The sequence below is a fragment of the Streptomyces sp. NBC_00459 genome (genome assembly GCF_036013955.1).
GTDB lineage: Bacteria > Actinomycetota > Actinomycetes > Streptomycetales > Streptomycetaceae > Streptomyces.
The window spans coordinates 2,348,792-2,374,379 of sequence record NZ_CP107903.1 but is presented as its reverse complement, the minus strand read 5'-3'; the positions used below and the strand labels follow the sequence as shown (position 1 = coordinate 2,374,379).

Below are 25,588 nucleotides of genomic sequence, written 5' to 3'. Positions count from 1 at the left end.
GGTTTCTTCGCCCCCGCCGCCCCTACCCGGCCCATCCCGTTCCTGGGGGCTGCGCCCCCAGACCCCCCTTTCGCGCTGGACGCGCTCGTCCTCAAACGCCGGACGGGCTGGAAGTCGCCGTCAGTCGAGAGTTCACGCGCGGGCGATCGGGGCCCTCACCGCGTCCGTGAGGCCGGCGAGGTCCGCGGGGGACAGTTCGACCTCCAGGCCCCGTCGGCCCGCCGAGACGCAGATCGTGGTGTGGGCGTCCGCCGACGTGTCCAGGACCGTCCGGAGCCTCTTGCGCTGGCCCAGGGGGGAGATGCCGCCCCTGACATAGCCCGTCGTGCGCTCCGCGAGCGTCGGGTCCGCCATCGACGCCCGTTTGCCCGACACCGCCGTCGCCAGTGCCTTCAGGTCCAGCTGACCCGCCACCGGGACCACCGCGACCGTCAGTACCCCGTCCACGTCCGCCACCAGGGTCTTGAAGACGCGCTCGGGCGACACCCCCATCGCCTCGGCGGCCTCCTCGCCGTACGAGGGATGCGCGGGGTCGTGCTCGTACGCGTGCACCTTGTACGTGACGCCCGCCGCCGTCAGCGCCACCGTCGCCGGTGTTCCCCCCGACTGCTGCTTCTTCTTCGCCATCCGGATTCCCGCTCCCCCTCAGTTGAGACTTGTCCGGCCGCGCGTCAGTTCCGACGCCGGCAGCGACGGGAGGCTGCGGATGATCGCCGTCTCCGTGCGCAGCAGCTTCAGCTCCTCGCGGAGGCGGGACGACGTGTCCGGGGCCTGGAGCAGGCGCTGCTTGGACGGGGTGTCCAGCATCATCGCCGCCGCCACCAGATACGACACCACCGAGGGCTCGTCGGGAAGGTCGGCGCCCGTCGACAGGGAGCGTTCCCGCGCGCCGGCCAGGCGCTTCTGGTACTGGCGGAAGGCCCTCAGGACGCCTTCTGCCAGCGCGCCGGCCCCGTCGCCCGCGGACTCCTCCAACTCCTCCAGCTCCGCCGTCAGGAACGGGCCCGAGGCCTCCACCGACACCAGCCGTACCCGGGTCGTACCGGTCGCCAGGACCTCGAACGTGCCGTCCGCCCGTTCCCTGATCGTCGCCGCGTCCGCGATGCACCCCACGGAGTGGAACGCCTTGAGCAGGTCGTCGCCGAAGCCCGCCGCGGGCCCGGGTTCGGGTACCGCCGTCTGGTCGGGCAGGCCCTGTGAGCTGGGCGCGACCTCGTGGCCGTCCCGGATCGTCACGACGGCGAACCGGCGTGGTTCGTCATCGGGGGTCTTGAGGAGTTCGCGCATCATGGCGCGATATCGCTCCTCGAAGATGTTCAGCGGGAGGACGAGTCCCGGGAACAGCACCGAGTTCAGCGGAAAGAGCGGCAGCCGGACGATGGTCACGACGGGAAAGCCTAGTGGTCGCCGGAGTGATCGCGTCCGCCGTGCTCACTCCGTGGATGACCGGCGCAGACCGCGCAGCGATCGGCGGGCGCGTTCCGGCGGACCTCCTCGCGTGTTTCGAGGAACCTGCCGAGGGGGTCGTCCGAGAACCGGTCCCAGGGGAAGGACGTGGCGTAGGGGCCGGTCAGGCGCAGTTGGAGGAAGGCGTCCTGCCAGCGGTCGAGTCCCACCAGGACGTATGTCAGCAGGTTGCGGAGCTCGGCCGACCAGGGGTCTGCCGCCGGGTGCGTCGCGGACAGGGCGACGGCAGCGTCCGCCGCCGCGTCCAGGCGGGCCCGGTCCACCACCGTTCTGCCGTCGCCCTCGGTCAGACAGGCGAAGGCGGCGTGCAGAGGCAGCGCCTGGACGAGTGAGCCGGGCAGGGCGTCCTGCGCGGCCCGCTCGGCGAAGTCGAAGCACTCGCGGTGCGAGCCGAGCCCGCCCGAGGAGCGGAAGCGGCTGGTGGACAGGTACTGGAGGGCCGCCACATGGCTGCCGTGGTGGTGCGGGGAACGGCGTACGGCCTCGCCCCACAGCCTCTCGAACTCGCCGTGGTCCGCGTCGCTGCCCCGGGCCCGGTCCAGTGCGATGCGCCAGGGCACCGGGTCGCGCGGGCAGGCCGCCGCGGCGGCCTCGACCAACGGGCCGGTCTGGTGGAGGAGCTCGGCGCGGGCCGGGGAGGCCCAGGCGCGGGCCACCGCCAGTTCGGCGCCGACCAGCAGCGCGTCCGGGTCGTTCGGGGCGGCGGCGCGCCAGGACGTGAACCACTCGGCGCGGGAGTGCGCGAACGCGGCCAGCCGGATCACGTACCGGTCGCGGCTCTCCCACTCGGCTCCGGCACGGGTGGCGGCCAGCAGTTCGGCCGCCGGACCGTAATCGCCCCGGCCCGCCGCGACGAGCGAGGGGCCGAGGCGCGCGTCGGGCGCGTCGAGCAGTACCTCGTCGTCGGCAGGCAGTCCGGCGGCGGCGAGGAGTGGAGACGGCGGAGTGTTCCGTTCCGTCCTGGTGGCACGGAGGAACGCACGCAGCGAAGCCATGGTGTCGACCATTGAAAGGCGCAGGTCGGAGTCGCGCCAGAGCAAACGCGCACCCTGTTTTTAGTTGTACGGTCCGACGTGAGGGGATGGTGAAGAAAAATGAGCCCGGCTCAGTTTCTGCGCAGCAGCCGGGTCGCCCCCGCCGCGACCGTCGTCGCCAGGACCCAGCCCAGCATGATGATCGCCGCGGACAGCCACTGCCAGCCGCCGCGCAGCTGCCAGAAGCCGACCTGACCCAGGTCGATCACCGGGAGCAGCAGGTCGAGGGCGAAGAGGGAGGGGTTCCACGGCGGGTGCTCCCCGCTCTTCAGGGGCGGATGGCTCGCGTGCGCGAACGCGACCGAGGTCGCCGCCCACAGCACCGCCATCCACACGGCGGCCCGGCCGGGCCGGTACCCGTAGGCGACCGTCCAGTCCTGCACGTACCCCCACAGTTTCGCCGCAGGCGGGAGGGTCTCGCGGCGGCGGCGCTGCTTGGCGAGCAGCACCTCGCGCGCGTCCTCGTCCTCGCCGCCGTTGCGCAGCACGGTGGCCAGCCGCTCGTACGGCTCCGGGCTGTACTCGGCGGTCGCCGCCGCCACCCACGCCAGCCGCTCCGCCGGCGGGAACGGCCCCTGCGGTACGAGGTTCTCGTACGCGAAGCCGCCCATGTGCAGATTGCCCGGTCCTGGCCAACTGTCCGCCCGGTCCACCAGGTTGACGACCTTGGCGCCCGACAGCACGACCTTGCCGCGCTCCGGCCGCTCCCCGAGGAAGCGCAGCTCGGGCGTCTGCACCCGCAGCAGCGACAGCTGCTGATCGTCGGTGAAGACGAGACGGGCGCGTTCGAGGTCGACGGCGTCGCCGAACCGGCCGTCGTCGAGCCGGATCCCGCCCTCGCACTCGAAACGCTGGATACGCGTCCCGCGCGCGGGGGTCGTGCCGCTGGTCAGGATGGGGTTCCAGACACCGGCGGGGGTGAGATACAGCGTCCGGCCCACGGTCAGCTGGGGGGCGTTGAGCGCGAGTCTCCCGTAGGGGTTGGTGAGGCGGGCGCCGCGCAGGCTCAGCGAGACGCCGATCGTCGCCCCGCGCAGACTCAGCTCGCCGTGCGACTCCAGCATCTCGGCCTGGAGGTCCTGGCCGACGCTCATGCCGTCCGCGACGATCGAGCGCCCGCGCCGGTCCCGGTAGACGACGGCCTGGTTGAGCAGCAGATCCGTACCGATCTGCGCGTCGGTGAGCCGGGCGCCGTTGTGGAAGCGGCAGCGGGGGAGGTGCAGATCGCCCTCGGTGTGCACCCGGGCCGCCTCCAGCCGCGGCACCGAGCAGTTCACCAGCCGTACGGTCGTGAAGTGGGCCTCCGGCACGAGGATCTCCTTCTCGAACCGGCAGCTCTTCAGCTCGACGTACGGCTCGACCGTGCCGCCCGCCAGATCCAGCGTGCCGTTGATCTGTACGCCGGTGAGCTTGAGGGACGCCACGCGCCCGGCGAGCGTCGGCGGGCCGTCGAGGAGCAGCCAGCACACGATGCGGGCCCGTACGGTGCGTTCGGCGCCCCACGGATGGCCGCCGTGCGGATCGTCGACGACGGTGTCGCCGCTGCTCAGGTCGTACACGCTGCCGTTGCGGAAGGCCTGCCACATACCGAGTTCGGCGGCGCTCAGATCGTCCGGTGGTTCCCCCGTGTTCGCCGAGCCCCCCATGCGGATGCCGGCACCCTCTGTCACGACTTTTCCTACTCCTCCCCGCGTCATCGAGCACTACCAGCGGGTTTCGTACAACCGTTCTGCCCGCTCAGTAACTCTCTGAACTCAAGACGGGAAGGTGATCTTCCAAGTTCCCGTACGGGGGTTCGCAACGCTCTGTATCAGCCACTGATACGCGCGGACGACGCCCGTTCCCCGTCTGAGAGAATTGTCCGCGTGATCTCTCGAATCGATCTGCGCGGCGACGCCCTCCCTGAGGGACCTGCCCTGCGCGACCTGCTGCCCCGAGCCGACTTCGACGTCTCGGCCGCCCTGGAGAAGGTGCGTCCGATCTGCGAGGCCGTGCATCATCGGGGCGACGCGGCGCTGATCGACTTCGCCGAGAAGTTCGACGGAGTCCGGCTGGAATCCGTGACCGTGCCCGCCCGGGCCCTCGCCGACGCGCTGGAACAGCTCGACCCGGCCGTCCGCGCGGCCCTGGAGGAGTCCATCCGCCGCGCCCGTCTCGTCCACCGCGAGCAGCGCCGTACGACGCACACGACCCAGGTCGCGCCCGGCGGCTCGGTCACCGAGAAGTGGGTGCCCGTGGACCGGGTCGGGCTCTACGCGCCCGGCGGGCGGTCCGTGTACCCGTCGACCGTGGTCATGAACGTGGTTCCCGCGCAGGAGGCGGGCGTCGAGTCGATCGCCCTCGCCTCTCCGGCACAGTCGGAGTTCGGCGGCCTGCCCCACCCGACCATCCTCGCCGCCTGCGCGCTGCTCGGCATCGACGAGGTGTACGCGGCCGGTGGCGCGACCGCCGTCGCGATGTTCGCTTACGGCACCGAGTCGTGCGCCCCCACGAACATGGTCATGGGCCCGGGCAACATCTGGGTCGCCGCCGCCAAGCGGTACTTCGCGGGGAAGATCGGCATCGACACCGAGGCCGGCCCCACCGAGATCGCGATCCTCGCCGACGACACCGCCGACCCGGCACACGTCGCCGCCGACCTGATCAGTCAGGCCGAGCACGACCCGCTGGCCGCCGCCGTCCTCGTCACCGACTCGGTGGCGCTCGCGGACGCGGTCGAGAAGGAGCTGGAGCCGCAGATCGCGGCCACCAAGCACATCGAGGACCGGATCGTCCCGGCGCTCGCCGGCCGCCAGTCCGCGATCGTGCTGGTCGACGGCATCGACGAGGGCCTCCGGGTCGCCGACGCGTACGGCGCCGAGCACCTGGAGATCCAGACGGCCGACGCGGCTGCCGTCGCCGACCGGGTCAGGAACGCGGGTGCGATCTTCGTCGGCCCCTGGGCACCCGTCTCACTGGGCGACTACGCGGCCGGCTCCAACCACGTGCTCCCCACCGGCGGCTGCGCCTGCCACTCCTCGGGTCTGTCCGTCCAGTCCTTCCTGCGCGGCATCCACATCGTGGACTACACACGCGACGCCCTCGCCGACGTGGCGCAGCACGTGGTGACGCTGGCGGAGGCGGAGGACCTGCCCGCGCACGGCGCGGCGATCAAGGCTCGGTTCGGTTGGAAGGTGCCCGGCAAGTGAGCTTCGGAATCGACGATCTCCCCGTACGCGACGAACTGCGCGGCAAGTCGCCGTACGGCGCGCCCCAGCTGGACGTCCCCGTACGGCTGAACACCAACGAGAACCCCTACCCGCTGCCCGAACCGCTCGTCGAGCGGATCGCGGAGCGGGTGCGCGAGGCGGCCCGGAACCTCAACCGCTACCCCGACCGGGACGCCGTGGAGCTGCGTACACAGCTCGCCAAGTACCTCACGGACACCTCCGGGCACGAGGTCGGCCTCGCCAACGTGTGGGCCGCCAACGGCTCCAACGAGGTCATCCAGCAGCTCCTCCAGACCTTCGGCGGGCCCGGCCGCACCGCGATCGGCTTCGAGCCCTCCTACTCGATGCACGGCCTCATCGCGCGCGGGACGGGCACCGGCTGGATCTCAGGCCCCCGCAACGACGACTTCACGATCGATCTCCCGGCGGCCGAGAAGGCCGTCGCCGAGCACCGCCCGGACGTCGTCTTCATCACCACCCCGAACAACCCCACCGGGAACGCGGTCCCGCGCGAGACGGTCCTCGCCCTGTACGAGGCCGCGCAGACCGCCAAGCCGTCCATGGTCGTGGTCGACGAGGCGTACATCGAGTTCAGCCACGGCGACTCGCTGCTGCCGCTGCTCGAAGGACGGCCGAATCTCGTCGTCTCCCGGACGATGTCCAAGGCGTTCGGCGCGGCGGGCCTGCGCCTCGGCTATCTCGCCGCGCACCCGGCCGTCGTCGACGCCGTACAGCTCGTACGACTGCCCTACCACCTGTCGGCCGTGGCCCAGGCGACCGCCCTGGCCGCCCTGGAGCACACCGACACGCTGCTCGGTTACGTCGAGCAGCTGAAGGCCGAGCGGGACCGGCTGGTCGCCGAACTACGTGCCATCGGCTTCGACGTCACCGAGTCCGACGCCAACTTCGTACAGTTCGGCACCTTCGCCGACTCCCACGAGGCCTGGCAGCGGATCCTCGACCGGGGCGTCCTGGTCCGGGACAACGGCGTACCGGGATGGCTGCGGGTCACCGCCGGAACTCCCGCCGAAAACGACGCGTTCCTCGACGCGGTACGTGAACTGAAGAAGGAGCAGGACAAGTCATGAGCCGCGTCGGACGCGTGGAGCGCACCACCAAGGAGACATCGGTCCTCGTCGAGATCGATCTCGACGGCACCGGCAAGGTCGAGGTGTCGACGGGCGTCGGCTTCTACGACCACATGCTCGACCAGCTCGGCCGGCACGGTCTGTTCGACCTGACCGTGAAGACCGAGGGCGACCTGCACATCGACTCGCACCACACCATCGAGGACACCGCCCTCGCCCTCGGCGCCGCCTTCAAGCAGGCCCTCGGCGACAAGGTCGGCATCTACCGCTTCGGCAACTGCACGGTCCCCCTGGACGAGTCCCTCGCCCAGGTGACGGTGGACCTCAGTGGCCGCCCGTACCTCGTGCACACCGAGCCCGAGAAGATGGCGCCGATGATCGGCGAGTACGACACCACGATGACCCGGCACATCCTGGAGTCCTTCGTCGCCCAGGCCCAGATCGCGCTGCACGTGCACGTGCCCTACGGGCGCAACGCCCACCACATCGTGGAGTGCCAGTTCAAGGCCCTCGCCCGGGCGCTGCGGTACGCCTCCGAGCGCGACCCGCGCGCGGCGGGCATCCTCCCCTCCACGAAGGGCGCCCTGTAAGCCATGAGCGGCCTCTCCACCATCCTGATCGTCGTCGGACTCTTCCTGCTCGGCGGGATCTACTCCTTCGTCAAGCAGAAGATGCCGATGAGCCTCATCGTGCTGCTCTCGATCGGCGCCGCGATGTGTCTGGTCGCCGGTGTCATGAGGCTGGAGGTCTGGAATTGAGCGCGTCCAAAGCGTCCAAGAAGGTCGTCGTCTTCGACTACGGCTTCGGCAACGTGCGGTCGGCCGAACGCGCTCTCGCGCGCGCGGGTGCCGACGTCGAGATAACGCGTGACTTCGACACGGCCATGAACGCGGACGGGCTGCTGGTGCCGGGCGTCGGCGCCTTCGCCGCCTGTATGCAGGGCCTCAAGGAGGCGCGCGGCGACTGGATCGTCGGGCGCCGGCTGGCCGGCGGACGTCCCGTGATGGGCATCTGCGTCGGCATGCAGATCCTCTTCGCGCGCGGTATCGAGCACGGCGTCGAGAGCGAGGGCCTCGACGAGTGGCCCGGCTCCGTCGAGCCGCTCCAGGCCGACATCGTGCCCCACATGGGCTGGAACACCGTCGACGCCCCGGCCGACTCCCAGCTCTTCGCGGGCCTGGACGCCGACGCGCGCTTCTACTTCGTCCACTCCTACGCCGTCCACGACTGGTCCCTGGAGATCACGAACCCGGTGATGCGAGCCCCCAGGGTCACCTGGTCGACGCACGGCAAGCCCTTTGTGGCGGCCGTCGAGAACGGCGCCCTGTGGGCCACCCAGTTCCACCCCGAGAAGTCCGGCGACGCCGGAGCGCAGCTGCTGAACAACTGGATCGGAACCCTCTGATGCCCTCGATCTCTTCCGCGAAGCTCGAACTCCTCCCCGCCGTCGACGTCCGCGACGGCCAGGCCGTACGCCTCGTGCACGGCGAGTCCGGTACGGAGACCTCGTACGGCTCCCCCCTGGAGGCGGCCCTCGCCTGGCAGCGCTCGGGCGCCGAGTGGCTGCACCTGGTCGACCTGGACGCCGCCTTCGGCACCGGTGACAACCGCAAGCTGATCGCCGAGGTCGCCGGGGCGATGGACATCAAGGTGGAGCTGTCCGGCGGCATCCGCGACGACGACACGCTGGCCGCCGCCCTGGCGACGGGCTGCACGCGCGTGAACCTCGGTACGGCGGCCCTGGAGACCCCGGAGTGGGTCGCCAAGGTCATCGCCGAGCACGGCGACAAGATCGCGGTCGGCCTCGACGTCCGCGGCACCACCCTTCGCGGACGCGGCTGGACCCGGGACGGCGGCGACCTCTACGAGACGCTGGAGCGCCTCAACTCCGAGGGCTGCGCACGGTACGTCGTGACCGACATCGCCAAGGACGGCACGCTCCAGGGCCCGAACCTGGAGCTGCTGCGCAACGTCTGCGCGGCGACCGACCGGCCGGTGGTGGCCTCCGGCGGCGTCTCGTCCCTCGACGACCTGCGGGCCATCGCCGAGCTCGTACCCCTCGGTGTCGAGGGCTCCATCGTCGGGAAGGCCCTGTACGCGAAGGCGTTCACCCTGGAAGAGGCCTTGGAGGCGGTGGCCAAGTGAGCGACGTACGGCGTGTCACGACCGGTGCGCCCTGGGAGGACACCTTCGGGTACTCCCGCGCGGTGGAACTGCCGAACGGCCTGGTGCTGGTCTCCGGCTGCACCTCGATCGTGGACGGCCAGATCGCCGGCGGCGGTCCCTACGAGCAGACGGTCAACGCCTTCAACGTCGCGTTCGCGGCGCTGGAGCAACTGGAGCTCGGCCGCGAGGACGTCGTCCGCACACGCATGTACATCACCCACGCGCGGGACGTGGACGACGTCGGACGCGCTCACAAGGAGCTGTTCGACGCCGTCCGGCCCGCCGCGTCCATGATCATCGTCGCCGGCCTCGTGGACCCCAGTCTGGTCGTCGAGGTCGAGGTGGAGGCGTTCCGAAGGGTGTCCGCACCATGACCCTCGCCGTGCGAGTCATCCCCTGCCTGGACGTGGACAACGGCCGGGTCGTCAAGGGCGTCAACTTCCAGAACCTGCGCGACGCGGGCGACCCCGTCGAGATGGCCAAGGTGTACGACGCCGAGGGCGCCGACGAACTGACGTTCCTGGACATCACCGCCTCCTCGGGCAACCGCGAGACCACCTACGACGTGGTCCGGCGCACCGCCGAACAGGTGTTCATCCCGCTCACTGTGGGCGGCGGGGTGCGGGCGGCCGAGGACGTCGACAAGCTGCTGCGGGCCGGCGCCGACAAGGTGGGCGTCAACACGGCCGCCATCGCGCGGCCCGATCTGATCCGTGAGATCGCCGAGCGGTTCGGCCGCCAGGTGCTGGTGCTGTCCGTGGACGCCCGCCGCACCGACTCCGGGTCCTTCGAGGTCACCACCCACGGAGGGCGGCGCGGTACCGGTATCGACGCGGTCGAGTGGGCGCACCAGGCCGCCGAGCTGGGCGCCGGTGAGATCCTGCTCAACTCGATGGACGCGGACGGCACGAAGGACGGCTACGACATCGAGATGATCGAGGCCGTACGCAAGCATGTGCGCGTGCCGCTGATCGCCAGCGGCGGGGCTGGTCGGCTCGCCGACTTCCCGCCCGCTGTCGCTGCGGGCGCGGACGCCGTGCTGGCCGCCTCCGTCTTCCACTTCGGGGATCTGCGGATCGGGCAGGTGAAGGGGGCGCTGCGCGCGGCGGGGCATCCGGTTCGCTGAGTGTTCGGCTGCGGGTCGGTGGTGGCTGGTCGCGCAGTTCCCCGCGCCCTTGTGCCCGCGCTCCTGTGCCCGCGCCCCTGCGGGGGCGCGGGCACAGGAGCGCGACTCAGATGCCCAGCTGTTTCGACTCGTGCAGCTTGGCGATCGCGTCCTTGTCGCCCTCCAGCTCCACGTCGGCGACCTCCTGGCGGCCGTACAGGAACAGCAGCAGCTCGGACGGCTCGCCGGTCACCGTGACCACCGGGGTGCCGCGGTGGGCGACCGCCGTCTGGCCGTTCGGACGCCGCAGCACCAGGCCTGTCGCCGCGCCCCGGCCCGTCAGACGGGCGGTGCGCTCCAGACGGGACCACAGGGCGTCCTGGAAGACCGGGTCCAGCTCGCGGGGCGTCCAGTCGGGCCGCGCCCGGCGGACGTCCTCCGTGTGGACGTAGAACTCGACGGTGTTCGACGCCTCGTCCACCTGCTTCAGTGAGAACGGCGAGAAACGCGGCGGGCCGGTACGGATCAGCTGGATCAGCTCCTCGTACGGCTTGTCGGCGAACTCCGCCATCACCCGATCGAGACGGGAGCCGAGCTGCTTGATCAGCAGACCACCGGCGGCATCCGGGCGGCGCTCGCGCACCACCACGTGCGCGGCGAGATCACGGCCCCGCCAGCCCTCGCACAGGGTCGGCGCGTCGGGACCCTCGGTCTCCAACAGGTCGGCGAGAAGAAGTCGTTCACGCTTCGCGTAGGTAGACATGCCAGCAAGCGTACGACTGTCCCCACGGTCCGCCCAATGGACATCCGGGGGGAGTGTCCTTGGGGCGCGGCACAATGTCCCCATGAGCAGCAGCACGCCCCCGCCCAGCGGGCCCCACGGCCCCAGCTCCCTGGCCCCGGAGATCGCCGCGCGCCTCAAGCGCGGCCCCGACGGGCTCGTCCCCGCCGTCGCCCAGCAGTACGACACCGGTGAGGTGCTCATGCTGGGCTGGATGGACGACGAGGCGCTGCACCGCACCCTGACCACAGGGCGCTGCACCTACTGGTCGCGCAGCCGCCAGGAGTACTGGGTCAAGGGCGACACCTCCGGCCACTTCCAGCACGTGAAGTCCGTCGCCCTCGACTGCGACGCCGACACCGTGCTCGTCAAGGTCGACCAGGTGGGCGCCGCCTGCCACACCGGCGCGCGGAACTGCTTCGACGCCGACGTCCTGCTCGACGTGTCGTTCGAGGACGCCGATTCCGGCGTACTCCCACAGGGTCAGTAAGGTCAGCCGCCATGGACCTCGAGACCTTCCGCAAGCTGGCCACCGACCGGCGCGTCATCCCCGTCACCCGCAAGCTCCTCGCCGACGGCGACACTCCGGTCGCGCTCTACCGCAAGCTCGCCGCCGAGCGCCCCGGCACCTTCCTGCTGGAGTCGGCCGAGAACGGTCGGTCCTGGTCCCGCTACTCGTTCGTCGGTGTCCGCTCCGGCGCCACCCTCACGGCCCGCGACGGCGAGGCCCACTGGCTCGGCACCCCGCCCGTCGGCGTACCCACGGACGGTGACCCGCTCGTCGCCCTGCGCGCCACCATCGAGACGCTCCACACCCCCCACCAGGAGGGCCTGCCGCCCTTCACCGGCGGCATGGTCGGCTACCTCGGGTACGACATCGTGCGCCGCCTGGAGAAGATCGGCCCCGGCGAGCGCGACGACCTCAAGCTGCCCGAGCTGACCATGCTGCTCACCAGCGACCTGGCGGTCATGGACCACTGGGAGGGCTCGGTCCTGCTGATCGCCAACGCGATCAACCACAACGACCTCGACACGGGCGTCGACGAGGCCTACGCGGACGCCGTGGCCCGCCTCGACGCCATGCAGGCCGACCTCTCGCGCGCGGTGTCCCAGCCGCCCGCCGCGCTCCCGCCCTCCGAACTCCCCGAGTACACGGCCCTGTGGGGCGGCCCCGACTACCAGTTGGCCGTCGACGACATCAAGGAGCGCATCCGGGCCGGGGAGGCCTTCCAGGTGGTCCCCTCCCAGCGCTTCGAAACACCGTGCACGGCAAGCGCGCTGGACGTCTACCGGGTCCTGCGGGCCACCAACCCGTCCCCGTACATGTACCTGTTCCGCTTCGACGGGTTCGACGTCGTCGGCTCGTCCCCCGAGGCCCTCGTCAAGGTCGAGGACGGGCGCGCCATGGTCCACCCCATCGCGGGCACCCGGCACCGCGGGGCGACCCCGCAGGAGGACCAGGCCCTCGCCGACGAACTGCTCGCCGACCCCAAGGAGCGCGCCGAGCACCTCATGCTCGTCGACCTCGGGCGCAACGACCTCGGCCGGGTCTGCGAGCCCGGTTCCGTCGAGGTCGTCGACTTCATGTCCGTCGAGCGGTACTCCCACGTCATGCACATCGTCTCGACGGTCACCGGCCGGGTGGCGGCGGGCCGTACCGCCTTCGACGTCCTGACGGCCTGTTTCCCGGCCGGCACGCTCTCCGGGGCGCCCAAGCCGCGCGCGATGCAGATCATCGACGAACTGGAGCCGTCCAGGCGGGGGTTGTACGGCGGAGCCGTCGGCTATCTCGACTTCGCGGGCGACTCCGACACCGCCATCGCCATCCGCACGGCCCTCCTGCGGGACGGCACGGCGTACGTCCAGGCGGGCGCCGGTGTCGTCGCCGACTCCGACCCGGTCGCGGAGGACAACGAGTGCCGCAACAAGGCGGCGGCCGTGCTGCGCGCGGTCCACACGGCGAACCGCCTCGGACAGTAGGGCGTTTCCCACGAATGGGGCGCTTCTCACGTGAACCCCGGGTGACGGTTCGCCCGGGGTTCAGGCGATAGTGGGGTACGTGACTGCCGTACCCGTACCTTCTCCGCGTTCCGAAGCCCCCCTTCCCGGCCGGGCCGGCCGGCTCAGCCTTGCCGTCGCCCTGCTGGCCGGTGCGCTCGGCGCGGCCGTCGCGCTGCTCGCCACCCGCCAGCGCTGGTCGGAGGGCACCACGACCGTGGCCGGCGGCGACTTTCCGCTGACCGCCAGCGGCAGCGACGTCACGGGCGTGCCCGCGGCCCTGGCCATAGTGGGCCTCGCCGCGCTCGTCGCCGTCTTCGCCGTCCGCCGCTCCGGCCGCCTCCTGGTCGCCGCCCTGCTCGCCCTGTCCGGCGCCGGTACGATCGCCGCCGCCGTCCTCGGCGCCTCCGACAGCTCCGCGCTCGACGAGAAGGCGGCGCGCGCCACCGGCGACACCGCCGCCACCGTGAGCACCCTGAGCCACACCGGCTGGCCGTACGCGGCCGCCGTCGGCGGCGCGCTGATCCTCCTCGCCGGCCTCCTCGCCCTGCGCTACGGCCGCCTGTGGCCCGCCATGTCCGGCCGGTACGAGCGCGGCGGCGCCCCCCGTCCGCGCCCCCGGGCGAGGGCCGTCGACCCCGACCGGCCCGAGGAGATCTGGAAGGCCCTCGACCGCGGCGAGGACCCGACGGGGGCATAGCTTCACGGGCGACTCGCTGGGTCGACCCCCGGCGTCCCCCACGCGTGCGCGTGCGGGACAATGGACGACGAGCTTCCGGCTCACCACGTTCTGCATTCCACAACCAGCAACTCAGCAACGAGGAGCAAGTCATGGCGGGCACTAGCCACGGTCACACTCTGGCCGCCTGGACCGGCGTCACCATCGCCATCATCGGTTTCTGCGTGTCTGGCGCCTTCATGGTGATGGCCGAGCCGCTGGGCTTCTGGGCCGGCATGGTGATCGTGGTCCTCGGCGGTGTCGTCGGCTGGATCATGGCTGCGATGGGCCTCGGCAAGCAGAAGCCGACCACCCGGGGCCGTGAGGGCCACCAGGTCACGCGTGAACCGGCGGGTGCCGAGAGCTGAACCCCGTAGGGGACGGTTCTCGGACCGGCAGGGGCGGCCCGGCGAAAGCGCCGGGGCCGCCCCTCGCGCGTGTACGCCCCGCAGGGGGCAGAATGCGTGGAGTGAACACCGAGCGGGCTCAGCAGGGCGTGCCGACGGGCGCCGGTGCCGTGGCGGCACGGGTGGCCGTGCCCGCCGGGGTACTCGCCGCCGTCGTCGGGGCCTTCGCCTACGTCGGGACGGTCGACCCCAACGAACCCGGCCACTACCCCGTCTGCCCGCTCCTGCGGCTGACCGGCGTGTACTGCCCCGGCTGCGGGGGACTGCGCAGCGCCTACGCCTTCGCGCACGGCGACTGGGTGACGGCCCTGGGGGCCAACGCGCTCGCCGTGACGGGATACCTGGCCTTCGCCGTCCTGTGGACCGTCTGGGTGGTTCGCGCGGTGCGCGGACGGCCGATGCGGATCGACCTCGGGCCTGTGCAGCTGTGGAGTCTGGGCGCATTGCTGCTGGTCTTCACGGTTGTCCGGAACCTGCCGTTCGGTGGCTGGCTCCACCCTTGATCAAATGATGAATGTCCAGGTAGTGGGACCGGTGTCAACCGGATGCGAGGGCCTCGCCCTCCTCCGGATACCATCGGAGTGACCTACTTTGACAGTTTGTGCAGCTTCAATTGGTGTGAATGGCTTGAACAGCCAATCGCCTACCGTCTGGAAGGGGGCCGCTCGCGTGAGTGTGCTCGACGAGATCATCGACGGAGTCCGTGCCGACCTCGCGGAGCGACAGGCGCGCGTCAGCCTCGACGAGCTCAAGGAGCGCGCGGCGAAGGCTCCCGCAGCCAAGGACGGGGTCGCCGCACTGCGCGGTGACGGCGTCAAGGTCATCTGTGAGGTCAAGCGATCCAGCCCGTCGAAGGGCGCGCTCGCGGCGATCGCCGACCCGGCCGGCCTCGCGGCCGACTACGAGGCGGGCGGCGCCGCCGTCATCTCCGTCCTCACCGAACAGCGCCGCTTCGGCGGCTCACTGGCGGACCTGGAGGCGGTGCGTGCCCGGGTGGACATCCCGGTGCTGCGCAAGGACTTCATCGTCACGTCGTACCAGCTGTGGGAGGCGCGGGCATACGGTGCCGATCTGGCCCTGCTGATCGTCGCCGCCCTCGAACAGTCCGCCCTGGAGTCCCTCATCGAGCGCGCCGAGTCCATCGGACTCACCCCGATCGTGGAGGTGCACGACGAGGACGAGGTCGAGCGGGCGGTCGACGCGGGGGCCCGCATCATCGGCGTCAACGCGCGCAACCTGAAGACCCTGGAGGTGGACCGCTCCACGTTCGAGCGGGTCGCCCCCGAGATCCCCGACAGCATCGTCAAGATCGCCGAGTCCGGCATCCGCGGCCCGCACGATCTGATCGCGTACGCCAACGCGGGCGCCGACGCGGTACTGGTCGGCGAGTCCCTCGTCACCGGCCGTGACCCCAAGTCCGCGGTGTCGGACCTGGTGGCCGCCGGCGAGCACCCCGCGCTGCGGCACGGGCGCGGCTGATCTCCCGCTAGAGTTGGCCCCGATGACACTCACCCTGACACCCATGGACCGGTACGCCCGCCTCGCGCGCGGCTGCCGTCCGCGTGGCTGCCGTGCGCCCGCGAGGCGTGTGCACGGGCGGCGGGTTCGATATGTCATCGGGGACGAGCCCGGACAGGTCAACGGGATGCGATGGCCCTGCGGGGCTTGGCGGTAGGGATGCGGCTCGGCTGATGGGGCTGCGCCCTGCGCTGAGCGCTTCGCGAGGGGTGGTTCTTCGGCTGCGGGCCGGTTGTGGCTGTTCGCGCAGTTCCCCGCGCCCCTGAAGGGCGCGTCCTGGGCAGCGGAGTTCGCACCGCACCCTCTGCCGGCCCAGCCCCTCGTCGCGCCGCACGCCATAAACGTGACCCTTGTCCGATCGACCCCGGGGCTTCGCCCCTGCGAGGTAGCCGTATGTCCAGTGAGTTCTTCATTCCTGATCCTGAGGGCCAAGTGCCCAACGTCGACGGGTACTTCGGTGCCTTCGGCGGCAAGTTCATCCCGGAGGCGCTCGTCGCCGCCGTGGACGAGGTCGCCGTCGAGTACGACAAGGCGAAGTCCGACCCCGAGTTCGCCCGTGAGCTCGACGATCTGCTCGTCCACTACACCGGGCGGCCCAGCTCGCTCACCGAGGTGCGCCGGTTCGCCGAGCACGCCGGTGGCGCCCGGGTCTTCCTCAAGCGGGAGGACCTGAACCACACCGGGTCCCACAAGATCAACAACGTGCTCGGGCAGGCCCTCCTCACCAAGAGGATGGGCAAGACCCGCGTCATCGCCGAGACCGGTGCCGGTCAGCACGGGGTCGCCACCGCGACCGCCTGTGCGCTGTTCGGCCTCGACTGCACGATCTACATGGGTGAGATCGACACCCAGAGGCAGGCTCTCAACGTCGCGCGTATGCGCATGCTCGGCGCCGAGGTCATCGCCGTGAAGTCCGGCTCGCGCACCCTCAAGGACGCCATCAACGAGGCGTTCCGCGACTGGGTCGCCAACGTCGACCGCACGCACTACCTGTTCGGGACCGTGGCCGGGCCGCACCCCTTCCCCGCCATGGTGCGCGACTTCCACCGGGTGATCGGTGTCGAGGCCCGGCGGCAGATTCTTGAGCGGGCCGGACGACTGCCCGACGCGGCTGTTGCCTGTGTCGGCGGTGGCTCGAACGCCATCGGGCTCTTCCACGCCTTCATCCCCGACGCCGGGGTCCGGCTCATCGGGTGCGAGCCCGCCGGGCACGGTGTCGAGACCGGCGAGCACGCCGCCACCCTCACCGCCGGTGAGCCGGGCATCCTGCACGGTTCGCGGTCGTACGTCCTGCAGGACGAGGAGGGGCAGATCACCGAGCCCTACTCCATCTCCGCCGGACTCGACTACCCGGGCATCGGGCCCGAGCACTCCTACCTCAAGGACACCGGCCGCGCCGAGTACCGCGCGGTCACCGACGACGCCGCCATGCAGGCGCTGCGCCTGCTGTCCCGTACCGAGGGCATCATCCCGGCCATCGAGAGCGCGCACGCGCTGGCCGGGGCGCTGGAGGTCGGCAAGGAGCTGGGCAAGGACGGCCTGATCGTCATCAACCTCTCCGGGCGCGGCGACAAGGACATGGACACCGCCGCCCGGTACTTCGACCTGTACGACACCGATGCCTCTGTCGCGGCCGACGCCGACAGCGAGATCGCCGAGATCGAGGGGGACGCCAAGTGAGCGGCAACATCCAGCTGTTGAGCGACACCCTCGCCGGTGCCAAGGCCGAGGGGCGCTCCGCTCTCATCGCGTACCTCCCCGCCGGGTTCCCGACCGTCGACGGCGGGATCGACGCCGTCAAGGCCGTGTTCGACGGAGGCGCCGACGTCGTCGAGGTCGGACTGCCGCACAGCGACCCGGTGCTCGACGGGCCCGTCATCCAGACCGCCGACGACATCGCCCTGCGCGGCGGGGTCAAGATCGCGGACGTGATGCGCACGGTCCGGGAGGCGTACGAGGCCTCCGGGAAGCCGGTGCTCGTCATGACGTACTGGAACCCGATCGACCGCTACGGCGTCGAGCGCTTCACCGCCGAGCTCGCGGAGGCGGGCGGCGCCGGGTGCATCCTGCCCGACCTGCCCGTGCAGGAGTCGGCGCTGTGGAGGGAGCACGCCGAGAAGCACGGTCTCGCGACCGTGTTCGTCGTCGCGCCCAGCAGCAAGGACGCGCGGCTCGCCGAGATCACCGCGGCGGGCAGCGGGTTCGTGTACGCCGCCTCGCTCATGGGCGTCACGGGGACCCGGGCGTCGGTCGGCGCGCAGGCGGAGGACCTGGTCCGGCGCACTCGCGGCGCCGGCACCGACCTGCCTGTCTGCGTCGGGCTGGGGGTCTCCGACGCCGCTCAGGCCGCCGAGGTCGCCGGCTTCGCCGACGGGGTGATCGTCGGCTCGGCCTTCGTGAAGCGGATGCTGGACGCCCCGGACCACGCGGCCGGAGTCGAGGCCGTGCGGGAACTCGCCGCCGACCTCGCGAAGGGCGTGCGCGGCACCGCGTAGAGCGGTCGGGACATTTCGTACAGGTCGCCCGAACGGGTGGACCTGGGGCCGGGGAGGCGCAATGCGTCTCCCCGGTTCGTTCTGCGGGGTGTGAGCGAGAAGAATCGTGACGGAAAGCGCACCGCCCGTGAGCGACTGGCGGTCGAGCGTGAGAAGCAGAAGTCCTCGGAGAAGCGGCGGCGGGCGTTGATCGTGGGCGCCAGTGTCGTCTGCGTGCTGGGACTCGCGGCGGTGATCGGTGTCGTCGCCGCGAACTCCGGAAAGGACAGCAAGAGCGAGAGCGCCGGCCCGGTCGTGGCGCCCTCGGGCGCGCAGGGCAAGGACAGCCTCGCGATCCCGGTGGGCGAGGAGAGCGCCAAGTCGACGCTCACGGTGTGGGAGGACTTCCGCTGTCCCGCCTGCCAGTCCTTCGAGACCAACTACCGCGCGGTCATCCATGAGTTGACGGACGCGGGCAAGCTGAAGGTGGACTACCACCTGGCGACGATCATCGACGGCAACATGGGCGGCAGCGGCTCCCGGCACGCGGCCAACGCCGCCGCCTGCGCCCAGGACGCCGGCAAGTTCACCGCGTACCACGACGTGCTGTACGAGAACCAGCCCCAGGAGACCGACGACGCCTTCGCGAAGGACAGCAAGCTCATCGAGCTGGCGGCGAAGACCGACGGGCTGGACACACCCGCGTTCCGGACGTGTGTCGAGGACGGCACGCACAACAGCTGGGTCGTGAAGTCGAACCAGGCCTTCCAGAGCGGCGGTTTCGGCGGCACGCCGACCGTGCTGCTCAACGGGAAGAACATCTACCAGGACCAGACGATGACCCCGGCGAAGCTGAAGCAGATGGTCGAGGCCGCCGACAAGGCGTAGGGCCTGGGCATTGTCTGAGTGTCCTCCGGGCCTCCCGAGCGCCTCCGGTTCACCGTCGTTCGCGGAACCGGAGGCACCGCCCGTTATGGAGCCGTTGCCCGGGGCGGCTCACATCCGCCGCGTCCGTCAAGGTAGCGTCGGGACTGCTATGAATATCGCCTACATTCCCAGTCCGGCGCACGGGGTGTATCACCTCTTTGGGATCATTCCGCTGCGCGGCTACGCGTTCTGCATCATCATCGGTGTCTTCGTCGCGGTCTGGCTCGGCAACAAGCGCTGGCTCGCCCGCGGTGGCCGACCCGGCACGGTGGCCGACATCGCGGTCTGGGCCGTGCCCTTCGGTCTGGTCGGTGGCCGCCTCTATCACGTGATCACGGACTACGAGCTGTACTTCAGCGAGGGCCGCGACTGGGTGGACGCCTTCAAGATCTGGGAGGGCGGCCTCGGTATCTGGGGCGCGATCGCCGTCGGCGCGCTGGGCGCGTGGATCGGCTGCCGCCGGCGCGGTATCCCGCTGCCGGCGTGGGCCGACGCCCTCGCCCCCGGTATCGCCCTCGCACAGGCGTGCGGGCGATGGGGCAACTGGTTCAACCAGGAGCTGTACGGGCGGGAGACCACCGTCCCCTGGGCGCTGCACATCACCTCCTCGACCGACGGCCGGGTCCCGGGCTACTACCACCCGACGTTCCTGTACGAGTCCCTGTGGTGCGTCGGTGTCGCGCTGCTGGTCATCTGGGCCGACCGCCGCTTCACGCTGGGCCACGGACGGGCGTTCGCGCTGTACGTCGCGACCTACTGTGTGGGCCGCTTCTGGATCGAGTACCTGCGTGTCGACGACGCCCACCACATCCTCGGCATGCGGCTGAACAACTGGACCGCGATCTTCGTCTTCATCCTCGCGGTGGTCTACTTCGTGCTCTCGGCGAAGAAGCGGCCCGGCCGGGAGGAAGTCGTCGAGCCCGGTGCGGATGTCCTCGACGGTCCGGCGGAGGACGGTGCCGAGGGCGACGACAGCGACAAGGGCGATGCCGAATCGGCGGCGGCGAAGGCCGAGGCCGATCCGGACGGCAAGGCCGACTCCGAGGACCGGGCCGAGGCCGAGGTCGAGGCGGAGCCGACCAAGAAGAGTTGAGTGCCGGCAGTACGAACACGAGGGCGCCCCGGTCGGACCGGGGCGCCCTCGTCCGTTGTGCGGGTCAGGAGCGGTCGCGGTCGGCCAGGGACAGGGTTCTGCGGGCCGTCGCCACCACCGCCGCGTCGATGAAGCGGCCGTCCGGGAGGGCCTGGGCGCCCTCGTCCGTCGCCGCCGCCTTGACGATCTGTTCGGCGTCCTCGATCTCCTCCGGGGTGGGGAGGTAGGCGCGTTCGATCACCGGGAGCTGGCGGGGGTGGATGGCCGCCCGGCCCAGGAAACCCAGGGCGCGGCCGTGGGCGCAGGACACGGCCAGGGCGCCGAGGTCCCGGGTGTCCGGGTGGACCGACTGGGGCGGCGGGGCGAGTCCGGCCGCGCGTGCGGCCACGACGACCCGGGAGCGGCACCAGTCGAGGCCCGCGTCTGCGCGTACCCCCAGATCGGCCCGCAGGTCGGCCTCGCCCAGCGCGATGCCGTGCAGGGCGGGGTGGGCGGTCGCGATGGCGAAGGCGTGTTCGATGCCGAGGGCGGTTTCGAGCAGGGCGTGCAGCGGGAGTCCGGCCCCGGTGGCCGAGGACACGGTCGTGCGGGTGGCCACGCGTACGACCTCCTGCGGTGTCGTCACCTTCGGGAGCCGTAGCCCCGAGATGCCGGGGAGGCCTTCGAGGGCCCGGAGGTCGCAGGAGGCCAGGGGGCCGTCCAGGGCGTTGATCCGGACGTGGACCGGGACCGCCTGGAGGTCGGTGAGACGTTCGGCGGTGGCCGCGCGGGCGTACTCCTTGCGGTCGGGGGCGACCGCGTCCTCCAGGTCGACGACGACCACGTCGGCGCCGGAGACGAGGGCCTTGGACACCACCTCGGGGCGGTCGCCGGGGACGTACAGCCAGGTCAGGGGGACGGCCGTCACAGGGCTCCCTCGGTTCGCAGGGCGTCGATCTCCGGTTCGGTCAGGCCCAGTTCGGTGAGGACGGCCGTGGTGTCCGCGCCGTGCGGGCGGCCCGCCCAGCGGATCGCGCCGGGGGTCTCGGAGAGCCGGAAGAGGACGTTCTGCATACGGATCGGGCCGAGGTCGGGGTCGTCGACCGTGGTGATGGTGTCGAGGGCCTGGTACTGCGGGTCGGTCATCACCTCCCGCACGTCCTGGACCGGGGCCACCGCCGCCTCCGCCTTCTCGAAGGCCGCGATCACCTCGGATTGGGAGTGGCGGGCGATCCACGCCCCGACCGCCTCGTCGAGGACGTCCGAGTGGCGGGCGCGCTCGGCGCCGGTGGCGAACCAGGGCTCGTCGATCAGCTCCGGGCGGCCCACCAGGCGCATCACGCGCTCGGCGATCGACTGGGCCGAGGTCGACACGGCGACCCAGGTGCCGTCGGCCGTGCGGTAGGTGTTGCGGGGGGCGTTGTTCTGCGAGCGGTTGCCGGTGCGCGGCTGGACGTGGCCCAACTGGTCGTACCAGAGCGGCTGCGGGCCCAGGACGGTGAGAATCGGCTCGATGATCGCCATGTCGACGACCTGCCCCTCGCCGGTGCGGTCGCGGGCGGACAGGGCCGTCATGACGGCGTACGCCGTCGCCAGGCCCGCGATCGAGTCGGCGAGGCCGAACGGCGGGAGTGTCGGGGGCGCGTCCGGCTCGCCGGTGATCGCGGCGAAACCGCTCATCGCCTCGGCCAGGGTGCCGAAGCCGGGGCGATGCGCGTACGGGCCGAACTGGCCGAAGGCGGTGACCCGGGCGAGGACCAGACGCGGGTTGGCGGCGGACAGCTCCGGCCAGCCCAGGTCCCACTTCTCCAGGGTGCCCGGGCGGAAGTTCTCGATGACGACGTCGGCGGTGGCGGCGAGCCGGAGCAGGGTGGTCCGGCCGCCGGGCCGGGAGAGGTCGAGGGTCATCGTGCGCTTGTTGCGGCCCAGCAGCTTCCACCAGAGACCGATGCCGTCCTTGGACGGGCCGTGGCCCCGGGAGGGGTCCGGTTTCACCGGGTGCTCGATCTTGATCACCTCGGCGCCGAAGTCACCGAGCATGGTGGCGGCGAGCGGCCCGGCGAAGAGGGTGGCCAGGTCGAGCACGCGAAGGCCGGTGAGAGGGGCTGTGGTTGAGGGGGTGCGGGGCTCGGGTGCGGTCATCTCCGGTGCTTTCATGACGTGTACCTGGCCTCGATCTCCGAGCGGTACGGCATCGACGCCGACGCGCCCGGCCGTTGTACGGAGAGTGCCCCCGCCGCCGAGGCCCACGCCAGGGCGTCCGGCATCGGGCGGCCCTCGGCCAGGGCGACCGCGAGGGCGCCGACGAAGGTGTCGCCGGCGCCGGTCGAGTCCACGGCGGTGACGGGCGGCGCGGGGACGGTGACCGGTTCGGCGAGGTCCCGGGACGCGTAGAGGCTGCCGGCCGCGCCCAGTGTGACGACGACCTCCGGCACCTGGTCGAGGAGTGCGGTGGCCGCCCTGTGCGGGTCGCTCAGGCCGGTGAGGGCCGTCGCCTCGTGCTCGTTCGGCACCAACAGGTCGGTGACGGCGAGGAGTTCGGGTGGCAGCGGTTGGACGGGGGCCGGGGTGAGGATCGTGCGGACACCATGACGGTGAGCGGCCTCGGCGCCCTCGACGACCGCTGTGAGCGGGATCTCCAGCTGGAGCAGCAGGGCGTCGGCGGTGGCGATCAGGCCCTCGTCACCGGGGGCGAGACGGGTGACGGTGCCATTGGCGGCGGGGACGACGACGATCGCGTTGCCGCCCTCGTCGTCCACGACGATGTGCGCGGTACCGGAAGCGCCCTCGGCGGTTCGGAGATGGTCGGTGCCGACGCCCGAGTGCTCCAGTACGGAACGGAGTTGGCTGCCGTACGCGTCGTTGCCCACCGCGCCGATCATCGAGACGTCGGCGCCCGCGCGGGCCGCGGCCACGGCCTGGTTGGCGCCCTTGCCGCCGGGGATCGTACGGAACTCCCGTCCTGTCACGGTCTCCCCGCGCTGCGGGGCCTTGGAGACGTACGCGACGAGGTCCATGTTCGTGCTGCCCAGCACGGCGATATGGGTCATGGGTGGGCTGTCTCCAGGCGGGTGAGGGAGTGGGTCAGTCGGGCGAGGGTGTCGAAGCCGGTGCCGTTGAAGTCCGCGACGGAGGTGGCGAGCCGGTTCTTCAGGGGGCTCGTCCAGCGCTCGGGGAGCGCGGCGGGGGAGCCGGCGAGGAGACCGGCGATGCTTCCGGTGGTCGCGCCGTTGGAGTCGGTGTCCAGGCCGCCGGACACGGCACGGCAGATGGAGCCGGTGAAGTCGCCGTCGGCGTGGGTGAGGGCGGCGGCGATCAGGGCGGTGTTGGGGATGGCGTGGACCCAGTGGTAGGTGGACGCGTGGGTGGCGTGGAGTTCGTCCACGACGGTTTCGAAGTCGCGGTGGGATTCGGCCAGTCGGATGCCGTGTCGGATGGCTGTGGCCAGACGGGAGCGTGGCGGGACGACGCTCAGGCCGGTGCGCAGACAGGTGTGGATGTCGTGGGTGCCGGTGGCCGCCTCGGCGATGGTGGCCGCCGTGAACATCGCGGCGTAGACGCCGTTGGCGGTGTGGGTGAGGGCGGCGTCGCGGTACGCCTGTTCGGCGGCGGCGGCCGGGGCACCGGGGTTGGTCCAGCCGTGGACGTCGGCGCGGATCAGGGCGCCGATCCACTCGCGGAACGGGTTGCGGTGGCGGGCGGTGAGCGGGGGTTCCAGGCCGGTCAGGAGGTTTCGGTAGGCGATGCGTTCGGCCGTGAAGGTGCGGCCTGCGGGGAGTTCGTCCAGCCAGAGTTTCGCCACGTCGGTGGTGGTGAAGTCGGGGCCGTGGCGTTGGATCAGGAGGAGGTTGAGGAGGGGGTAGTTGAGGTCGTCGTCCTCGGGCATGCCGTCGATGTTCTCGGCGAGGGAGGTGGTCGCCGACCGGCGGTTCCAGGGGTGGGCCGCCGCCAGTTCCTCGGGGACTCCTCTGGCGGTGAACCAGGTGTTCAGGGGCCAGTTGCCGGTGGACCGGGCGAGTTGGCGGATGGCCGTGAGGGGCAGTTTTTCCACCGGTTTACCGAGGAGGCAGCCGGCTGCTCTGCCCAGCCAGGCGGCTTCCAGGCGGAGGGGGGTGGGGGCGGGCCGGGTGGACGCCGCGGGTTCTGCGGGCCAGTCGGGGCACAGGGCCCGGATCCGGATCGGGTCGGTCGGCTCGTCGTCCGCCAACCTGCTCGGAAGGTCCGCCAGTTCGTCCAGGAGGTCCTCGGCCAGTAGACGCAGATAGCGGGAGACCGGGCCGGCTGACGCGCCCGCGCGGGACGGGGCGTCCGATCCGCCCGCGGCTCGCCAGCGGGCGGCGATTCTGGCGGGCTCGCGGCCGTCCTGGGTCGCCTGGCGCAGCTCGTGGCCGATCAGGTCCTCCGGCTGGACCCAGGTCAGTCGGAGCATCCCGCACCCCTGAGCCGGGCGAACGCCCTTTCGTGGGAACGCCGTTGGTGTACGTCCCGGTCGAAGATCTCCTGGGCCACCTCGGTCAGCGTCCGGGCGGGTTCCCACAGGTCCAGGCGGCTCGCCTCCGCGACCGTCTTCGACCAGTCGGACGGCACCTCGGAGCCCAGCGCACCGGCGAGCGCCCCGGCCATCGTGGCGATCGAGTCGCAGTCGCGGCCGTAGTTCACCGAACCCAGCACCGCATGCCGGAAGTCGCCGCCCGACACCACCAACATGCCCAGCGCCACCGGGAGTTCCTCGATCGCGTGGAGACGGGACGGGCGACGGGCGCCCAGGGACGGGCTGCGGTAGTCCGCGCCCACCGTGTCGTAGGGAGTCACCGCCTCCCGCAGGGGCCGCAGCGCCGACTCGAAGTCCGTGTGGCGGGAGGCCACTTCGCACACCGCCTCGATCGCCGCCCGGGTGCCGTCCTTCGCCAGGGAGAGGCATGTTCCGATCACCGAGCCGGGCGTGGCGTCCGGGGCGCACGCCGCCGCCACCGCCGCCGCGAAGACAGCCGCCGCCTCCCTGCCGTACGAGGACTGGTGGGCTCCCGCGAGTTCGAGGGCCTCGGCGTAGGCGCCTGCCGGGTTGGCCGCGTTGACCAGGCCGACCGGGGCCATGTACATCGCCGCACCGCAGTTGACGATGTTGCCCACGCCCGCCTCGCGGGGATCGATGTGGCCGTAGTGGATGCGGGCCACCAGCCACTTCTCCGCCAGGAAGACGCGTTGGAGGGGGAGCGCCTCGGCCTCCAGCTCGGGGATCCAGCGCGGGTTCGTCATCAGGTCCGGGACCAGGTGGTCGGCGACCGCGTACGCGTCCAGATGGTCGCGGACCTGGGCATACACCCGTACCAACGCGTGGGTCATCAGGGTGTCGTCGGTGACGTGGCCGTCGCCCTTGTGGTACGGGGCGATCGGGCGGGCGGTGCGCCAGGCGTCCCCGTTCCAGGGGCCGACGATGCCGTGGACGCGGCCCGCGTGGCGTTCGAGGATCTGCTCGGGGGTGTAGCCCTCCACGGGCCCGCCGAGCGCGTCACCGACGGCCGCGCCGACCAGGGCACCCGTGATCCGCTCGTCCAGGCCCGCCACTTGGCCTTCTTGGGCCTCTTGGTTCTCTTGTGCTTGTTCTTGCTGTTTGGGTGTCATGT

The 25,588-nt window shown here is 71.4% G+C and carries 29 protein-coding genes; 19 read left to right on the top strand and 10 right to left on the bottom strand.

The annotated features are described in order from the left end of the window. Positions 1-132: 132 nt before the first annotated feature. The 4 genes from ybaK to OHN74_RS10380 form a co-directional block, all read right to left on the bottom strand. Entirely contained in the window at positions 133-627 is a 495-nt protein-coding gene (ybaK, locus tag OHN74_RS10395) for a Cys-tRNA(Pro) deacylase (protein ID WP_327694249.1), read from the bottom strand. An 18-nt stretch (positions 628-645) separates the two neighbouring features. Next, positions 646-1,386 (bottom strand): LON peptidase substrate-binding domain-containing protein, encoded by a 741-nt coding sequence (locus OHN74_RS10390; protein ID WP_327694248.1) that lies wholly within the window; start codon positions 1,384-1,386, stop codon positions 646-648. Positions 1,387-1,397: 11 nt separating this feature from the next. Beyond that, positions 1,398-2,474, bottom strand: a complete 1,077-nt coding sequence (locus OHN74_RS10385; protein WP_327700063.1) for a hypothetical protein — start codon at positions 2,472-2,474, stop codon at positions 1,398-1,400. 98 nt (positions 2,475-2,572) lie between these two features. Beyond that, positions 2,573-4,171, bottom strand: coding sequence for an oxidoreductase (locus tag OHN74_RS10380; RefSeq protein WP_327694247.1), 1,599 nt, complete (start codon positions 4,169-4,171; stop codon positions 2,573-2,575). A gap of 195 nt (positions 4,172-4,366) precedes the next feature. On the opposite strand from OHN74_RS10380, the gene hisD reads away from it, so the two are divergent. From hisD to hisF, 8 genes are read left to right on the top strand one after another with little or no spacing between them, the layout of a single operon-like run. Beyond that, positions 4,367-5,689, top strand: coding sequence for a histidinol dehydrogenase (gene hisD / locus OHN74_RS10375; protein WP_327694246.1), 1,323 nt, complete (start codon positions 4,367-4,369; stop codon positions 5,687-5,689). Then, on the top strand, positions 5,686-6,798 hold the full coding sequence (locus OHN74_RS10370; RefSeq protein ID WP_327694245.1) for a histidinol-phosphate transaminase: 1,113 nt from the start codon (positions 5,686-5,688) through the stop codon (positions 6,796-6,798). The genes hisD and OHN74_RS10370 overlap by 4 nt, the downstream gene beginning before the upstream one ends. After that, positions 6,795-7,388 carry an imidazoleglycerol-phosphate dehydratase HisB gene (gene hisB, locus OHN74_RS10365; protein ID WP_006377508.1) on the top strand — a complete coding sequence of 198 codons (594 nt, stop codon included), beginning with the start codon at positions 6,795-6,797 and terminating at the stop codon, positions 7,386-7,388. The genes OHN74_RS10370 and hisB overlap by 4 nt, the downstream gene beginning before the upstream one ends. Positions 7,389-7,391: 3 nt before the next feature. Further along, on the top strand, positions 7,392-7,556 hold the full coding sequence (locus tag OHN74_RS10360; protein WP_203690639.1) for a hypothetical protein: 165 nt from the start codon (positions 7,392-7,394) through the stop codon (positions 7,554-7,556). Then, positions 7,553-8,203 carry an imidazole glycerol phosphate synthase subunit HisH gene (gene hisH / locus OHN74_RS10355; RefSeq protein WP_443060363.1) on the top strand — a complete coding sequence of 217 codons (651 nt, stop codon included), beginning with the start codon at positions 7,553-7,555 and terminating at the stop codon, positions 8,201-8,203. Before OHN74_RS10360 ends, hisH begins: the two co-directional genes overlap by 4 nt. Next, a complete protein-coding gene (priA, locus tag OHN74_RS10350) occupies positions 8,203-8,943 on the top strand; it encodes a bifunctional 1-(5-phosphoribosyl)-5-((5-phosphoribosylamino)methylideneamino)imidazole-4-carboxamide isomerase/phosphoribosylanthranilate isomerase PriA (RefSeq protein WP_327694243.1) in 741 nt (246 codons plus the stop codon). Before hisH ends, priA begins: the two co-directional genes overlap by 1 nt. Next, positions 8,940-9,338 (top strand): RidA family protein, encoded by a 399-nt coding sequence (locus tag OHN74_RS10345; protein ID WP_327694242.1) that lies wholly within the window; start codon positions 8,940-8,942, stop codon positions 9,336-9,338. Before priA ends, OHN74_RS10345 begins: the two co-directional genes overlap by 4 nt. Then, positions 9,335-10,090 carry an imidazole glycerol phosphate synthase subunit HisF gene (gene hisF / locus OHN74_RS10340; protein ID WP_327694241.1) on the top strand — a complete coding sequence of 252 codons (756 nt, stop codon included), beginning with the start codon at positions 9,335-9,337 and terminating at the stop codon, positions 10,088-10,090. Before OHN74_RS10345 ends, hisF begins: the two co-directional genes overlap by 4 nt. A gap of 106 nt (positions 10,091-10,196) precedes the next feature. Here the strand turns inward: hisF and OHN74_RS10335 are convergent, their stop codons facing one another. After that, entirely contained in the window at positions 10,197-10,832 is a 636-nt protein-coding gene (locus OHN74_RS10335; protein WP_327694240.1) for a TIGR03085 family metal-binding protein, read from the bottom strand. Between the two features lie 82 nt (positions 10,833-10,914). Between OHN74_RS10335 and hisI the strand changes: the two genes are divergently transcribed. The 11 genes from hisI to lgt all read left to right on the top strand — a co-directional run bounded on the left by hisI (position 10,915) and on the right by lgt (position 19,985). Next, positions 10,915-11,340 (top strand): phosphoribosyl-AMP cyclohydrolase, encoded by a 426-nt coding sequence (hisI, locus tag OHN74_RS10330; protein ID WP_327694239.1) that lies wholly within the window; start codon positions 10,915-10,917, stop codon positions 11,338-11,340. 11 nt (positions 11,341-11,351) lie between these two features. Continuing rightward, entirely contained in the window at positions 11,352-12,830 is a 1,479-nt protein-coding gene (locus OHN74_RS10325; RefSeq protein WP_327694238.1) for an anthranilate synthase component I, read from the top strand. A 70-nt stretch (positions 12,831-12,900) separates the two neighbouring features. After that, positions 12,901-13,548, top strand: a complete 648-nt coding sequence (locus OHN74_RS10320) for a TIGR02234 family membrane protein (protein WP_327694237.1) — start codon at positions 12,901-12,903, stop codon at positions 13,546-13,548. Positions 13,549-13,679: 131 nt separating this feature from the next. Further along, complete coding sequence (locus OHN74_RS10315; RefSeq protein ID WP_327694236.1) at positions 13,680-13,934, top strand: HGxxPAAW family protein; 255 nt, start codon at positions 13,680-13,682, stop codon at positions 13,932-13,934. A 92-nt stretch (positions 13,935-14,026) separates the two neighbouring features. Then, the gene (locus OHN74_RS10310; protein ID WP_327694235.1) at positions 14,027-14,476 is read left to right on the top strand and encodes a DUF2752 domain-containing protein; all 450 of its coding nucleotides are present in this window, start codon (positions 14,027-14,029) and stop codon (positions 14,474-14,476) included. A 166-nt stretch (positions 14,477-14,642) separates the two neighbouring features. Continuing rightward, positions 14,643-15,452, top strand: coding sequence for an indole-3-glycerol phosphate synthase TrpC (gene trpC, locus OHN74_RS10305; protein WP_327694234.1), 810 nt, complete (start codon positions 14,643-14,645; stop codon positions 15,450-15,452). 22 nt (positions 15,453-15,474) lie between these two features. Beyond that, positions 15,475-15,648: a tryptophan biosynthesis modulator TrpM gene (gene trpM / locus OHN74_RS42870; protein ID WP_371659256.1), complete on the top strand. Its 174-nt coding sequence runs from the start codon at positions 15,475-15,477 to the stop codon at positions 15,646-15,648. Positions 15,649-15,884: 236 nt separating this feature from the next. Continuing rightward, on the top strand, positions 15,885-17,171 hold the full coding sequence (gene trpB / locus OHN74_RS10300; RefSeq protein WP_327694233.1) for a tryptophan synthase subunit beta: 1,287 nt from the start codon (positions 15,885-15,887) through the stop codon (positions 17,169-17,171). Continuing rightward, positions 17,168-17,986: a tryptophan synthase subunit alpha gene (trpA, locus tag OHN74_RS10295; RefSeq protein WP_327694232.1), complete on the top strand. Its 819-nt coding sequence runs from the start codon at positions 17,168-17,170 to the stop codon at positions 17,984-17,986. The genes trpB and trpA overlap by 4 nt, the downstream gene beginning before the upstream one ends. Positions 17,987-18,076: 90 nt before the next feature. Next, entirely contained in the window at positions 18,077-18,853 is a 777-nt protein-coding gene (locus tag OHN74_RS10290; RefSeq protein WP_327694231.1) for a DsbA family protein, read from the top strand. A gap of 148 nt (positions 18,854-19,001) precedes the next feature. Then, positions 19,002-19,985 carry a prolipoprotein diacylglyceryl transferase gene (gene lgt, locus OHN74_RS10285; RefSeq protein ID WP_327694230.1) on the top strand — a complete coding sequence of 328 codons (984 nt, stop codon included), beginning with the start codon at positions 19,002-19,004 and terminating at the stop codon, positions 19,983-19,985. A gap of 64 nt (positions 19,986-20,049) precedes the next feature. Here lgt and OHN74_RS10280 read toward each other — a convergent pair whose 3' ends face one another. Genes OHN74_RS10280 through OHN74_RS10260 form a run of 5 tightly spaced genes read right to left on the bottom strand, consistent with a single transcriptional unit; the run spans position 20,050 to position 25,586 of the window. Beyond that, positions 20,050-20,892 (bottom strand): HpcH/HpaI aldolase/citrate lyase family protein, encoded by an 843-nt coding sequence (locus OHN74_RS10280; RefSeq protein WP_327694229.1) that lies wholly within the window; start codon positions 20,890-20,892, stop codon positions 20,050-20,052. Further along, positions 20,889-22,121 (bottom strand): CaiB/BaiF CoA transferase family protein, encoded by a 1,233-nt coding sequence (locus OHN74_RS10275; RefSeq protein WP_327694228.1) that lies wholly within the window; start codon positions 22,119-22,121, stop codon positions 20,889-20,891. Before OHN74_RS10275 ends, OHN74_RS10280 begins: the two co-directional genes overlap by 4 nt. Beyond that, on the bottom strand, positions 22,118-23,014 hold the full coding sequence (gene rbsK, locus OHN74_RS10270) for a ribokinase (RefSeq protein WP_327694226.1): 897 nt from the start codon (positions 23,012-23,014) through the stop codon (positions 22,118-22,120). The genes OHN74_RS10275 and rbsK overlap by 4 nt, the downstream gene beginning before the upstream one ends. Then, on the bottom strand, positions 23,011-24,393 hold the full coding sequence (locus OHN74_RS10265) for an ADP-ribosylglycohydrolase family protein (RefSeq protein ID WP_327694225.1): 1,383 nt from the start codon (positions 24,391-24,393) through the stop codon (positions 23,011-23,013). Before OHN74_RS10265 ends, rbsK begins: the two co-directional genes overlap by 4 nt. Further along, positions 24,381-25,586 (bottom strand): ADP-ribosylglycohydrolase family protein, encoded by a 1,206-nt coding sequence (locus OHN74_RS10260; protein WP_443060362.1) that lies wholly within the window; start codon positions 25,584-25,586, stop codon positions 24,381-24,383. The genes OHN74_RS10265 and OHN74_RS10260 overlap by 13 nt, the downstream gene beginning before the upstream one ends. Between the last annotated feature and the right edge of the window lie 2 nt (positions 25,587-25,588).

Bases quoted from the DNA above. Each gene is read 5' to 3' on its own strand.
- ybaK (WP_327694249.1), bottom strand. From the start codon at position 627: ATGGCGAAGAAGAAGCAGCAGTCGGGGGGAACACCGGCGACGGTGGCG.
- OHN74_RS10385 (WP_327700063.1), bottom strand. From the start codon at position 2,474: ATGGTCGACACCATGGCTTCGCTGCGTGCGTTCCTCCGTGCCACCAGG.
- hisB (WP_006377508.1), top strand. From the start codon at position 6,795: ATGAGCCGCGTCGGACGCGTGGAGCGCACCACCAAGGAGACATCGGTC.
- OHN74_RS10360 (WP_203690639.1), top strand. From the start codon at position 7,392: ATGAGCGGCCTCTCCACCATCCTGATCGTCGTCGGACTCTTCCTGCTC.
- priA (WP_327694243.1), top strand. From the start codon at position 8,203: ATGCCCTCGATCTCTTCCGCGAAGCTCGAACTCCTCCCCGCCGTCGAC.
- hisF (WP_327694241.1), top strand. From the start codon at position 9,335: ATGACCCTCGCCGTGCGAGTCATCCCCTGCCTGGACGTGGACAACGGC.
- OHN74_RS10335 (WP_327694240.1), bottom strand. From the start codon at position 10,832: ATGTCTACCTACGCGAAGCGTGAACGACTTCTTCTCGCCGACCTGTTG.
- hisI (WP_327694239.1), top strand. From the start codon at position 10,915: ATGAGCAGCAGCACGCCCCCGCCCAGCGGGCCCCACGGCCCCAGCTCC.
- OHN74_RS10325 (WP_327694238.1), top strand. From the start codon at position 11,352: ATGGACCTCGAGACCTTCCGCAAGCTGGCCACCGACCGGCGCGTCATC.
- OHN74_RS10315 (WP_327694236.1), top strand. From the start codon at position 13,680: ATGGCGGGCACTAGCCACGGTCACACTCTGGCCGCCTGGACCGGCGTC.
- OHN74_RS10310 (WP_327694235.1), top strand. From the start codon at position 14,027: ATGCGTGGAGTGAACACCGAGCGGGCTCAGCAGGGCGTGCCGACGGGC.
- trpM (WP_371659256.1), top strand. From the start codon at position 15,475: ATGACACTCACCCTGACACCCATGGACCGGTACGCCCGCCTCGCGCGC.
- trpB (WP_327694233.1), top strand. From the start codon at position 15,885: ATGTCCAGTGAGTTCTTCATTCCTGATCCTGAGGGCCAAGTGCCCAAC.
- lgt (WP_327694230.1), top strand. From the start codon at position 19,002: ATGAATATCGCCTACATTCCCAGTCCGGCGCACGGGGTGTATCACCTC.
- OHN74_RS10275 (WP_327694228.1), bottom strand. From the start codon at position 22,121: ATGAAAGCACCGGAGATGACCGCACCCGAGCCCCGCACCCCCTCAACC.
- rbsK (WP_327694226.1), bottom strand. From the start codon at position 23,014: ATGACCCATATCGCCGTGCTGGGCAGCACGAACATGGACCTCGTCGCG.
- OHN74_RS10265 (WP_327694225.1), bottom strand. From the start codon at position 24,393: ATGCTCCGACTGACCTGGGTCCAGCCGGAGGACCTGATCGGCCACGAG.
- OHN74_RS10260 (WP_443060362.1), bottom strand. From the start codon at position 25,586: ATGACACCCAAACAGCAAGAACAAGCACAAGAGAACCAAGAGGCCCAA.